Below are 12,651 nucleotides of genomic sequence, written 5' to 3' on the forward strand. Positions count from 1 at the left end.
CAGAGAAAGGGAACACCAAATGAAAAAATTCCTCGCCTCCACAGTGGCGGCATCGGCGCTGGCGCTGATGCTCGGCATGACGAGTGCTCGCGCTGAAGACACCGTCGATCCCAACGCCAAGCAGGGCGGAGAGATCATCGCCACCTACAAGGACGACGTGACCACGCTCGACCCTGCCATCGGCTATGACTGGCAGAACTGGTCGATGATCAAGAGCCTGTTCGACGGGTTGATGGATTATGAACCGGGCACGACCAAGCTGAAGCCCGACCTTGCCGAAAGCTACGAGATTTCGCCCGACGGCAAGACCTTCACCTTCAGGCTGCGCCACGGCGTCAAATTCCACAATGGCCGCGAGATGACGGCCGACGATGTGAAATATTCGCTCGACCGCGTCACCAACCCGAAGACGCAGAGCCCGGGTGCCGGCTTCTTCGGTTCGATCAAGGGCTATGACGATGTCGCGGCCGGCAAGGCCGACAGCCTCGCGGGTGTCACCGTCGTCGACCCCTACACCGTCAAGTTCGAACTGAGCCGCCCCGACGCCACCTTCCTGCATGTCATGGCCATCAACTTCTCGCATGTCGTGCCGAAGGAAGAGGTCGAGAAATATGGCGCCGATTTCGGCAAGCACCCCGTCGGCACCGGCGCCTTCAAGCTCGCCGAGTGGACGCTCGGCCAGCGCATCGTCTTCGAGCGCAATCCGGACTATTGGCACAAGGGCCTGCCGCATCTCGACAAGATCACCTTCGAGGTCGGCCAGGAGCCGATCGTGGCGTTGCTGCGCCTGCAGAAGGGCGAGATCGACCTGCCCCTCGACGGCATTCCGCCGGCAAAATTCCAGGAGGTGATGTCCGACCCCGAGCAGAAGGCGCGCGTCGTCGAAGGTGGCCAACTGCACACCGGCTACATCACCATGAACACCACCATGGCGCCTTTCGACAATGTGAAGGTGCGCCAGGCCGTCAACATGGCGATCAACAAGGCGCGCATCATCCAGATCATCAATGGCCGTGCCGTGCCGGCCAACCAGCCGCTGCCGCCGTCGATGCCGGCCTACGACAAGCAATACAAGGGCTATCCCTATGACGTTGCCAAGGCCAAGGCGCTGCTTGCCGAGGCAGGCCACCCCGATGGCTTCGACACGCAATTGTTCGCCATGAACACCGATCCCAACCCGCGCATTGCCCAGGCGATCCAGCAGGACCTGGCGGCGATCGGCATCAAGGCCAGCATCCAGGCCCTGGCACAGGCCAACGTCATCGCCGCCGGCGGCGACAAGGCCGGCGCACCGATGATCTGGTCCGGCGGCATGGGCTGGATCGCTGATTTCCCCGACCCCTCGAACTTCTACGGTCCGATCCTTGGCTGCGCTGGCGCGGTGCCGGGCGGCTGGAACTGGTCGTGGTATTGTAACAAGGATCTCGATGCCAAGGCCGCCGAAGCCGACTCGATCGTTGATCCGGCGAAGTCCGATGAGCGCTACAAAATGTGGAGCGACATCTACGCCAAGATCATGGCGGACGCGCCCTGGGCGCCGGTCTTCAACGAACAGCGCTTCACCATGAAATCCGCGCGCATGGGCGGCGCCGACAACCTCTATGTCGACCCGGTCCACGTTCCGATCAACTATGACAATGTGTACGTAAAAGATGTGCAATAACTGCGACTACACCATCCACGGGCGCCATCACCATTTCGGCTGGGACAATTCCTTTGCTCCGGCCGAGCGGGTGGCGCCCGGCTCGACCATCGAGTTCCAGTGCCTGGATTCCTCCGGCGGCCAGCTGAAGGCCGACAGCACGGTCGCCGATATCGCGAAGCTCGATTTCGCCGGGATCAACCCGGTGACCGGGCCGATCTTCGTCGAAGGCGCCGAGCCCGGTGACGCATTGAAGGTGACGATCGAGCTGTTCAAACCGTCCGGCTTCGGCTGGACGGGGAACATTCCGGGGTTTGGCCTGCTCGCCGACGACTTCAAGGAGCCGGCGCTGAACATCTGGAAATACGATGCCGCCTCGCTCGAGCCGGCGCTGTTCGGCAAAAACGCGCGCGTGCCGCTGAAGCCGTTCGCCGGCACCATTGGCAATGCGCCGGCCGAGATGGGCCTCCACTCGGTGGTGCCGCCGCGGCGCGTCGGCGGCAATCTCGACATCCGCGATCTCGCCGCCGGCACCACGCTGTATTTGCCGGTGGAAGTGGCCGGTGCGCTGTTCTCGGTCGGCGACACGCACGCCGCGCAAGGCGACGGCGAGGTCTGCGGCACGGCGATCGAAAGCCCGATGGATGTCATGCTCAAGCTCGATCTGGTCAAGGACGCCAGGCTGAAGACGCCACGCTTCACCACGCCCGGTCCGGTGACGCGTCACCTCGACGCGAAGGGCTATGAGGTGACGACGGGCATCGGCCCCGATCTGATGGCCGGTGCCAGGGAAGCGGTTGCCCAGATGGTGGACCTGCTTGCCGGGCGCTATCAAATCGACCCGGTCGAGGCCTACATGCTGGCCTCGGTCTGCGGCGATCTCAGGATCAGCGAGATCGTCGACATGCCGAACTGGGTGGTGTCCTTCTACTTCCCGCGCTGCGTGTTTGAATGAACGCAGGCGTTGGCAAAAACCGGCCCGGGGCGACCGCCCCGGCGATGGCAGGACCGGTGCTCGACATCGCCAACCTCTCCGTCAGCGTGCGCGGCGAGGATGGCGAGCGCGAGGTCGTGTCCAACCTGTCGCTGACGCTGGCGCGCGGCGAGACGCTTTGCATTGCCGGCGAATCCGGCTCCGGAAAGTCGATGACCGCGCTGGCGATCATGCAATTGCTGCCGCAGCCAGCCGCCCGCATTTCATCTGGAAAGATCCATCTCGGCGATACGGACCTGGCTGATCTCGACGAGCGCCGGATGCGCCGCATTCGCGGCGACCGCATCGCCATGATCTTCCAGGAGCCGATGACCTCGCTCAACCCGGTGCTGTCGATCGGCCGGCAGCTCACCGAATCGATCGAGGCGCATACCAGCCTGTCGCGAGCCGAGGCGCGCCAGCGTGGCATCGAGGCATTGAAGGCAGTGCGCATCCCGGAAGCCGAAAGCCGGCTAAGGCAGTTCCCGCACGAACTCTCCGGCGGCATGCGCCAGCGGGTGATGATCGCCATGGCCCTGGCGCTCAAGCCAGACGTGCTGATCGCCGACGAGCCGACGACGGCGCTCGACGTCACCGTGCAGGGCGAGGTGCTGGAACTGCTGCGCGACCTGCAGCGCCAGCACGGCACCAGCGTCATCCTCATCACCCATGACATGGGCGTGGTCGCAGAAATGGCCGATCGCGTCATCATCATGCGGCATGGCCGCATGGTCGAGGAAGGCACGACGGCCGATATCTTTGCCCGGCCGCAAGCCGACTACACACGCGAACTGCTGGCCGCCGTGCCGCGCATCGGTAGCGGCGTCGGCCGGCAGAAATCCAGGGATGTCGAGACGGCGACGCCGGCCAATGTCGCCATGGTCAAGGACCTGCATGTCCGCTTCGACCTGCGCGGAGGCGTCTTCGGCAGGGTCACCCGCCGCGTTCATGCGGTCGAGGGCGTCAGCTTCTCGATCGCGCCCAACGAGACGCTGGCGCTGGTCGGTGAATCCGGCTGCGGCAAGTCGACCACCGCCAAGGCGCTGGCCGGGCTGGTGCCTTACAGCGGTGACATCGTCGTTGGCGGGCGCAATCTGTCGGGCCTCGGCCGCGACGAACGCAAGGCGGTGCGCCGCGACGTGCAGATGATTTTCCAGGACCCCTTCGCCTCGCTCGACCCGCGCATGCGCGTCGGTGATCTCGTTGCCGAGCCGCTGGTCATCCATGGCATCGCCTCCAGGCAAGAGCGCAGCCAGCGTGTCGCGGCGCTGTTCGAACGCGTCGGCCTGTCGGCCGATCAGATGGAGCTTTATCCGCACGAATTCTCCGGCGGCCAGCGCCAGCGTGTCTGCATAGCCCGCGCGCTCGCCTTGCGGCCGAAGCTGATCATCGCCGACGAAAGCGTGTCGGCGCTCGACGTCTCGGTGCAGGCGCGCGTGCTCGATTTGTTGAAGGAATTGCAGCGCGAATTCGGCGTCGCTTATCTCTTCATCTCGCATGACATGGCGGTGGTCGAGAATATCTCCGACCGCGTCGCCGTCATGTATCTCGGCCAGATCGTCGAAATGGGCACGCGCGACCAGGTCTTTTCCAACCCATGCCATCCCTACACCAGGCGGCTGATCGAAGCCGTGCCGGTGCCCGACCCGGCGCGGCGCAGAAGCCGCTTCGCCCGCCTAGACCAGGAAATCCCGAGCGCCACCCGCAGGATCGGCGAGGCGCCGCTGAAACTGGCGTTGCAGGATATCGGCAACGGCCACCTCGTCGCTGCGGGTGGCTAGGACGCACCGCTGGGTAAATTGCCGGCCGCTGACGGAGCCGACAGCACGTCCCGCGTCTCCTGCAGATAGGCGTAGCCAAAGCGGGCGTCAGGTTCGAGATAGGCCCCCTCCGCCCACTCGTTCCAGGCATTGACGAAGATGAGGCGGCTGTCGAAATCGGCGAAACGATCGCATGTATCGACGACCGCGTTGGCGAGCCATTCCGCGTAGCGGGACGGCGATGCGTTCATCAGAATGTAGCCGGCCTCCATTCTCCGCGCCGTGTTGTCCCAGGAAGGGCAAAGTCCGCGAAACAGCGTGTAGGGAACCTGTGGATAGGCGCGGCTGCGATTGAGGAGCTCTGTCCAGTCGTAGATCCTTCCCCTGAAGCCGCTCTTGAGCGTTGGGATGCTGGCGCTGATCTCGGGAAAACTACCAAGATTCGGTGGAAACTCGACGGCGGCGTCGAATCCGAATGCAGCGGGATCGTCCATGTCGAACGACTGCGGATAGGCAAGAAAAATCTCGCCGATGCCGGCTTCCCGGCAATAGGCTCTCCAGCGTTGCGCCGTTTCAGCGGCTGACGGAAACAATCCGGGCCGGTAAATCATGAGGAGTGGCTTGCCGCCAATGCGGATGTATCGCCGATCGCGAAAATAGCGGGATACATGTTCGATGAAGGCCAGGTCGTCTTCGGGTGAATGCGATTGCGCAATCAACACTTCCTGTTCGCGCCCATCCCAACGGCGGCTCCAGGGTTCATTCGCCCAATTGATGCAGAAGCCCAGTTCGTGCGCATCGTTTTCGACAAATTGCGTGATCGGCATCTCGAGGACGCGCTTGCCGTTGAACCAGTAGAAGTGAAAACAGAACCCCGAAATGCCATACTGCATGGCGATCTCGATCTGCTCCTTCTGGATGTCCTTCACCCTCAGGTCATAGAAGCCGAGGTCCGACGGCAGCCTGGGCTGATAGTGGCCGTCGAACAGCGGCACCGCGCGTGTCACATTCGTCCATTCCGTGAAACCCTTTCCCCAAAAGGCATCGTTTTCGGGAACCGGGTGGAACTGCGGCAGGTAGAAGGCAATGAGGCGCGCCTTTAAAGCGGCGGGTCGCCTCTCGCCGGATCGCGGCACATAGGTGCTGGGCCTTTGGATGGGGCCGGCATTTGTGCCTGGAGCACGTCGGGGGCTGCGCCCCTCGATTTTGCCGAAACGAATGTAGTGATCCAACGGATTCATCGACGCGACAGCCACGTCGGGATTTTTCGCGAGATAGTATTCGTTGTCGAAGTTCGGACTTGGGTTCCGGGACTCCGCGACACCGTGCCTGATGTAATGCAGGATCGGATCTTTCCCGCTGCGGGCTACATCCGGATTCTGCCTTAGATACCACGACACATCGAACAGGCCGCTGGCTCGAATTCGTTGCCGGAGTCGAAATCTCTTCCATCGGCTTCTGCTGGCGAGCGACCCTACAAAGATCAAAAATTCGGATCTATGCAATCGAGTCTGCCTCGCGGGATTCCGTCGTCATGTCACCATCCGAAGCAACGCCGATCTTTGTGCAGATCATTCCAAGAACACGTTCGAGGGCATGTTGCAACGTGCCGTCTTGTTGGCTTGCCTCTTCGGGAAAGACTGCCAAAGGCAGATCGAGCCGCCGGAGTGGTTCCAGCGCGCCGCGCCGTACCCAGAACATCGTCCCGGCAAAGAAATCGAGACGAGAGCTGGAGGGCATCCCCATTGTCTCCAGCAAATTGAGGACCATCGCCCTGTTCTCGCCCCACGCAGCCGTCTCCCCCTTCCATTCATTGGGCAGCCGAAAGCGCCTGGATCCAATCATCTGGGTGTCGGGCGAACGCTCGAAATTGGCGATGATGCGGTCGACCACGTCGCGCGATCCGATCAGGTCGAACGCAGTCGCCTGGCGCCAGATCTCGCCGAGGACCATGCGCGGCCCGCTCGACCCCGACTTCTTGCCATGCAGCTTGCAGATGAGATCGAAGGGATCGAACTTTCCTTCGCGAAGCAATTGGATGAAGGGGCCGACGTCGCGGCCGCGATTTTCGTAAACCGCGATCTCGGCACCCGGAAATCTTGCCTGAACGCGTTGCGCGAGGTCCGCGTCAGGCCGGGTCAGCGTGAGAAAGAGCTGGAACTGACGATCGGTCGCCTCGAGCAGCGCCTCGAACTCGGGCCAGAGATCGGGGTAATGCAGGTGAAGCGCCACGGCAATCTTCGGCTCGACGGCGGGCCGGCGTTCGCGAGCCTCGGCCGGCGGACCATCAAAGTGCCGCGACAGGGTCTTCTGCAGATTGTCGCTCGCAGTGCCAAAGCCCCAACCGGCAAGACTGCCGAGGGCGCGGGCCAATTCACGCCCTTCCGGTCCCGAGATGTGCAAAAGAGGCTGCAGGACGACGCCTCCGCCAAGCGGCAGCTGAAATCGCCTGTGGCGACGGCGCCGACTCAGCAGCGCGCCAATATCCCCGATGCTTAAGGGCCGGACACTCGCCGCAACGACGTCGCCTCTGTCAAATTGCAGCATCAGGCCGCCTTCGCTGCTTTTGAGCAGATAGGACGTCCGCGTGGTGACCGGCACATAGACGATCCTGTCTGCATGTCCTGGGCGGCGAACAGCGAGCCGCAGAAACGGCATCCACCTCTCTGTTGGCCGTAGCTCGAGGATATAGCGTCCCGGCGCGTGGATGTGGATTTCGCTCACGGCACTGCTTGGGTCGACGCCGTCGCCTTTTGGCGGCTCGCGGGACAGGAAATCAGGCAAGGCAACCCTCGTGTCGGCAGCGTCAGGCGACATAGCCGCGGTTCCGATTCGCGCGCGATCGGTCAAGGATGCTGTCGAATATGCCAATCAGCCGGCCCAGGGAATTGATCAATCTGTTTCGATTGAGCGTCAGGCAGTAGAAGCCTATTTTCGTCGAATAACGGAGTATGTCCACAAATGGGCTATAGGCGATGCCGTATTTCTTGCGCAAGTGGATCTCCGATCGCATCTTCGAGCGATACCGGAAAATACGCGACCGGGTTGATTGCGCAACCGACGTGCCAATGTCGTGGACAGCATGCGCGCCACTGACGAGGATCATGGGTTCGTCACGCTGCAGCAGGCGATATGAAAGGTCGTCATCTTCAAAATACAGAAAAATATCTTCATCAAACCCGCCCGTATCGAGGAAGAGCGTTCGTTTGATCATGAACACGCCGCCATTGACGAAGCGGACGCAACAATCTCCCCAGACCTGCCGGATGCGTGTGGGCAGCGACACGCCGGAGAGGCGATCGATCTCGCTCTCCTCGCGAAACCAAAGCCGCCCATCCACCGTATTGGTGCGCGGCACGAAGACGCCGCAATTTGGATAGCGTTCAGCCGCCCGCATGAGCGCATCGACGGCGTCCGTCCCAAGGCGCACGTCGGGGTTGATGAACAGCAGATACTCCCCCGTCGCCGTCGCCGCCCCGATGTTGCAGGCGCGCCCGAACCCGAGGTTTACAGGATTGTCGATACGATGAACGGCAAGGCCGGACAACGCGGTCGAAAGATCGTCGGTACTTGCATTGTCGACGCATACGATTTCCACCCCTGGAGGCAGGCGAGCGAGCGCGCCTCGCACGGTATGCGCGCTGTTATGCGTCACAGTAATGGCAGTTATCGACCTGTTCATTGCCAAAGCCATCCTGATACCTCAGTTGGCTTCCCCGTGGAAAGGCTAGTGATCCGTCGCAATCTAAGCGTTGCTCCTCCGGTGGTCGAGTCAATACTCCTGGGACCATCGGCTAAGGAGTGGATGACCGGCGCGGCTGTCCCGACAGGCGGGGGCTGCGCGACAAGGCGCATCCCGCCGCGAGATCGGCCCGCGCGGCCACAGCACAAGCGCCGACAGGGGGGCCACTACGGGTTTTGCCGGACCCGCTTTTCCAGTTCGGCCGTGCGTGCGCTCAAATCGTCCAGTTCAAACCCTTGAGAAGTGAGGAAGGCGGCCGAACCGTTGTTGGGATCGGCGGCAAGACGGTGCGTTTCCCGCAGATGATGCTTCAGCCAGGCACGCTGCTCGCGCTGCAACCGGGCACGTTCAGGGCCATGCTCGCGATGCATCAAGGTGCTGTAGGCCGCGTTCAACCTGGCATCGAACTTGTCGATCTCGGTCTTCCCGCAATCCAGCATTTGCGAGGTGACGCCGCCGGACCGGTCGACGCACGCTTTCATTTCGGCATCGCTCTGCGCCATCGCGGGATGAGCCGCTGTCATGGCCAGAATTGCGAGGAGGCAGGCATTTCGGAGCATGAGGCGGTTCCTTGACGCAGGTTGGGCGGGACTGTCGGCACCTTGCCCACGATATGGTGGGGCAGGGCGTGAGCGCGTCAAGGTTTGCCTCACCCGTAACATCCGCGCTCCACCGCCAGCCGCCGCACCAGCGCCAGCACCGCATCTATGGTCGGCGTCGGCTTGTCCGTCAGGCGGCCAAGCTCCTGCACCGCGCTCACCAGCGCGTCGATTTCCATCGGCCGGCCGCGTTCCAGGTCCTGCAGCATCGAGGTCTTGTGCTCGCCGACATCGCCGGCGCCCTTGATGCGGCGGTCGACCCCGATGGGGAAACGGACGCCGAGGCTTTCGCCGATCGCTTGCGCCTCCAGCATCATCGTGCGGGCGAGCGTGCGTGTGCCCTCGTCGGCGACGATTGCGGCCAGCGTGGAGCCGGTCAGCGCCGACGCCGCGGTTGATGATCTCCTTCAGCCGGCCGGTGACACGAGATAGCCGTCCTCGTCGAGCACGCCCTGATCGCCGGTGTGGAACCAGCCATGCGCGAAGGCCGTGGCATTGGCATCCGGGTTCTTCTCATAGCCTGCGGTCACATTGGGTCCGCGAATGACGATCTCGCCGGTCTCGCCGGCTGTCAGCAGCCGGCCGTCCGGCGCCATCACCGCGACCTCCGGCCCGGCGGAAGTCCCGACGCTGCCCGGCTTGTGCAGGCCCGGCGCCAGCCGGTTCGACGCCATCTGGTGCGCGGCCTCGGTCAACACGCGGAGAGCCTGGCCGGCGCTCCAGTTCCTTCGCTCCACGTCGGGTGCAAAATTGCGGGCGCCGCCGACGAAATAAATGGGAGCCGCGAGGCCGGCTTCGCCGAGGTGGAGGAACTGCTGGTACGCGGGAAATGCAGGATCCTGCGGGCCTGGCGCGAGCGGCGTCGGCCCATAACGCGCCATCAGATACTCCATGATCGCAATCGACTCGACCATGACGACGTCGCCATCCCGAATAGCCGGGATGAACCCTCCAGGGTTGATGGCCAGGAACTCCGTGTCGTCCTGGACGCCGGCCGCCAGGTCCACGGGCCTCAAACGGTAATCGAGCCCCATCTCCTCCAGCAGCCAGACAACCCGGAAGCCTCTGCCTTCCCCGAAGACCGTGATCATCCGCACGCTCCTTCCAACCGATTGCAGCTGGCAGGCGGTTATTTAACCGCGGACTGATCCTGCTTTGCAAGCGGTGGCTGCAAAAACCAATTGCGTAATGCAATCGGTCGATTTAGCCTATAACCGATTGCATCACGCAACCAGGATCGCGCGGCGAGGAAGGAAGAGGTATGGCCAAGCTCGTATTCGGAATGAACCAGTCCCTGGACGGCTATGTCGACCATACGGGATTCGCGCCAGGCCCGACGCTCTTCCGCCACTTCATCGCGGAGGCCCAGGCGCAGGCGGGCAGTGTCTATGGTCGCCGGATGTATGAAATAATGCGGTACTGGGACGACGATCATCCCGAATGGAATGCAGAGGAACGTGCCTTCGCGGCGGCGTGGCGGAACCAGCCGAAATGGGTCGTCTCGCGCTCGCTGAAGTCGGTTGGCCCCAACGCCGGGCTCGTTGAGGGTGATCTTGAGCGCGCGATCCGGGTGTTGAAGGCCGAGCGCGACGGGGAGATCGAAGTTGCCGGCCCGACCCTGGCGCAAAGCCTCACCGAACTAGGCCTGATCGACGAGTATCGGATTTACCTGCACCCCGTCGTGCTCGGTCACGGCAAGCCATACTTCGCCGGCCCCCGGCCACCGCTGCGCCTTATGACCAACGATCGGATCGGCGAGGATGTGATCAGGTTGACCTACGTTCCTGCATAAGCGCGCGCCTCGGACGATGTCGCGCATGGCGGCGCTGTGCTGCCGCAGGGGCGGTCGCTCGTTGTTGAAAAAGCAGCCGCCCTTTCATGACATTTGCCGGAGATGTTCTAGTTGAGGTTGCGGCCGGTAGGTGATCCTATTGCGGCAGTTGAGTCCTCGCCCTCGATTCATCCTGAGCTCAAGCGCACCATGTCGATTCCAGATGCGATCTACCGTCCGTTCGAAAACCTGATCCGGCCGCTGGATATTCCCTACCGGCCGCTGCCCTCCAAGGGGCCCGTGGCCGTCCTCCTGCACTTCATTTCGATGTTTCGCGGCGTGCTGATTGCGCTGGCGCTTTCCTCAATGGCGATGGAAGCCATCAATCTGACGATTGTCTGGGGGCTTTCGGTCATCGTCGATGGCGTCACGCAACAGGGCGCTTCCGCCTTCCTGCACAACGAATGGCCGCTTTTGACATTCCTCGGCCTGCTGATCTTTCCGGCCATGCCTATCGTCTCGTTCCTGCTCAACACGCTGACCTCGCACACGCTCGGCGTCGGCATGCCGGCCGCTATCCAGTGGCAGGGCCACAAGGCGGTGGAGCGGCAGGATCTCGCCTTCTTCCATGACCTTTATGCCGGTCAGGTCGCCTCGCGCCTGCAGCAGGTGGCATCCGCCGTCCAGCAGCAGATCATTGCCGGCTTCCAGTCCATTCCACGCTTCCTGCTGCAGTTGATTGGTTCGGTGGTCCTGCTCAGCGCGCTGTCCTGGCAGCTTGCCTTGCCGGTCGTCGTCTGGATCGCGCTGAACGTGGCATTCACCGTCAGGGTCGTTCCCACCTTTGCCGAGCGCTCGCGCCGCACCGCCAAGCAGCGTAGCATGGTGGCCGGCGCCATCACCGATCTCTACACCAACATGCAGATGATCAAGCAGTTCGCCGCCGAGGACAGCGAGGCAGGCGCCATCCGTCGCATCATCCAGCAGGCCGTACACACCCAACACAGCGAACAACGCATCTATCGCACCTCGGAACTGACTGTCGTCGTCCTCAATATGACGCTGTGGCTGACCATGCTTTCGATCGGATTTTCCGGTCTCGTCAACGGGTTTCTCTCCATCGGCCAGTTTGTCGGCGCCATCTATATCCTCCAGCGCCTGTCGACACAGATCTTCACGTTCCTGCAGATGGGCCAGCAGATCTTCCAGGCGATCGGCACGATCAAGGACGCCATGCCGGTCATGACGACCCCGCCCACCATCACCGACCAGTTGGATGCGGTCGATCTCAAGGTCGGGACCGGCGAGATCCGTTTCGAAAACGTGCGCTTCGCCTACAAGGCCGGAAAGCCTGTCATCGAGGATCTGTCGCTGAGGGTCCGTCCCGGCGAGAAGATCGGCCTCGTCGGCCTGTCGGGTGCCGGCAAGACCACGCTCGCGAACCTGCTCATGCGCTTCTACGATGTCAGGGATGGCGCGATCCTGATCGACGGGCAGGACATCCGTGTCGTCAGCCAGGCAAGCCTTCGGCGCGCCATCGGCGTCATCGCACAGGATGTCGCGCTGCTGCATCGTTCGGTCGGCGACAATATCCGCTATGGCCGGCCGGAGGCGAGCGAACAGGAGATAGAAGCGGTGGCGAAGATGGCCGCCGCCGATGCCTTCATCACCGATCTTTCGGACGCCGAAGGCCGCAAGGGCTATGAAGCCTTCGTCGGCGACCGCGGCATCAAGCTGTCGGGCGGCCAGCGCCAGCGCGTCGCCATCGCCCGCGTGTTGTTGAAGAACGCGCCGATCCTGGTGCTCGACGAGGCAACCTCGGCCCTCGACAGCGAGTCCGAGGCTGCCATCCAGGAGAGACTCAACCTCGTGATGGCGGGAAAGACGGTGATCGCCATCGCACACCGCCTCTCGACGATTGCCATGATGGACCGGATCGTCGTGCTCGAGCGGGGCCGTATCGTCGAAGAAGGGAAGCCGGACGAACTGGTCAAGCAGGACGGCCTGTTTGCACGGCTGTGGAAGCGCCAGACAGGTGGTTTTCTCCCTGAAGAGATCGGCTAGCCTGGAGACGCCCCCCGAATTTCCGTGTGGGTGCCCCACTGGATATGACTTGGCTACGCCGTCCGCTCTCTGGGTCTTCCTTTTTGCAGATGGCAAGGGT

At 62.7% G+C, this 12,651-nt stretch carries 10 protein-coding genes and 1 pseudogene; 5 read left to right on the top strand and 6 right to left on the bottom strand.

The window, feature by feature from the left end:
- The first annotated feature begins 19 nt into the window (after window positions 1-19).
- From QQK95_RS22620 to QQK95_RS22630, 3 genes are read left to right on the top strand one after another with little or no spacing between them, the layout of a single operon-like run.
- Window positions 20-1,663 carry an ABC transporter substrate-binding protein gene (locus QQK95_RS22620; RefSeq protein ID WP_284276630.1) on the top strand — a complete coding sequence of 548 codons (1,644 nt, stop codon included), beginning with the start codon at window positions 20-22 and terminating at the stop codon, window positions 1,661-1,663.
- Window positions 1,653-2,597, top strand: coding sequence for an acetamidase/formamidase family protein (locus tag QQK95_RS22625; RefSeq protein ID WP_284276631.1), 945 nt, complete (start codon window positions 1,653-1,655; stop codon window positions 2,595-2,597). The genes QQK95_RS22620 and QQK95_RS22625 overlap by 11 nt, the downstream gene beginning before the upstream one ends.
- Entirely contained in the window at window positions 2,594-4,396 is a 1,803-nt protein-coding gene (locus tag QQK95_RS22630; RefSeq protein WP_284276632.1) for an ABC transporter ATP-binding protein, read from the top strand. Before QQK95_RS22625 ends, QQK95_RS22630 begins: the two co-directional genes overlap by 4 nt.
- Here the strand turns inward: QQK95_RS22630 and QQK95_RS22635 are convergent.
- From QQK95_RS22635 to QQK95_RS22660, 6 genes and pseudogenes are all read right to left on the bottom strand, one after another.
- Window positions 4,393-5,775 (bottom strand): glycosyltransferase WbsX family protein, encoded by a 1,383-nt coding sequence (locus QQK95_RS22635; protein WP_284276633.1) that lies wholly within the window; start codon window positions 5,773-5,775, stop codon window positions 4,393-4,395. The genes QQK95_RS22630 and QQK95_RS22635 overlap by 4 nt on opposite strands.
- Window positions 5,776-5,872: 97 nt before the next feature.
- Window positions 5,873-7,159 carry a rhamnan synthesis F family protein gene (locus QQK95_RS22640; protein ID WP_284276634.1) on the bottom strand — a complete coding sequence of 429 codons (1,287 nt, stop codon included), beginning with the start codon at window positions 7,157-7,159 and terminating at the stop codon, window positions 5,873-5,875.
- A 22-nt stretch (window positions 7,160-7,181) separates the two neighbouring features.
- Complete coding sequence (locus QQK95_RS22645) at window positions 7,182-8,057, bottom strand: glycosyltransferase family 2 protein (protein ID WP_284276635.1); 876 nt, start codon at window positions 8,055-8,057, stop codon at window positions 7,182-7,184.
- Between the two features lie 227 nt (window positions 8,058-8,284).
- Complete coding sequence (locus QQK95_RS22650; protein WP_284276636.1) at window positions 8,285-8,677, bottom strand: lysozyme inhibitor LprI family protein; 393 nt, start codon at window positions 8,675-8,677, stop codon at window positions 8,285-8,287.
- Between the two features lie 89 nt (window positions 8,678-8,766).
- Window positions 8,767-9,102: pseudogene (locus QQK95_RS22655) on the bottom strand (ketopantoate reductase C-terminal domain-containing protein); the annotation flags it as partial.
- 21 nt (window positions 9,103-9,123) lie between these two features.
- A complete protein-coding gene (locus tag QQK95_RS22660) occupies window positions 9,124-9,807 on the bottom strand; it encodes a glutathione S-transferase family protein (protein WP_284276637.1) in 684 nt (227 codons plus the stop codon).
- Window positions 9,808-9,977: 170 nt separating this feature from the next.
- Here QQK95_RS22660 and QQK95_RS22665 point away from each other — a divergent pair, with 170 nt between their 5' ends.
- On the top strand, window positions 9,978-10,508 hold the full coding sequence (locus QQK95_RS22665; RefSeq protein ID WP_284276638.1) for a dihydrofolate reductase family protein: 531 nt from the start codon (window positions 9,978-9,980) through the stop codon (window positions 10,506-10,508).
- 189 nt (window positions 10,509-10,697) lie between these two features.
- Window positions 10,698-12,551, top strand: coding sequence for an ABC transporter ATP-binding protein (locus QQK95_RS22670; protein ID WP_284276639.1), 1,854 nt, complete (start codon window positions 10,698-10,700; stop codon window positions 12,549-12,551).
- Window positions 12,552-12,651: the final 100 nt, after the last annotated feature.

Source organism: Mesorhizobium huakuii, assembly GCF_030160235.1.
In the GTDB taxonomy this organism is placed as follows: Bacteria; Pseudomonadota; Alphaproteobacteria; order Rhizobiales; family Rhizobiaceae; genus Mesorhizobium; species Mesorhizobium huakuii.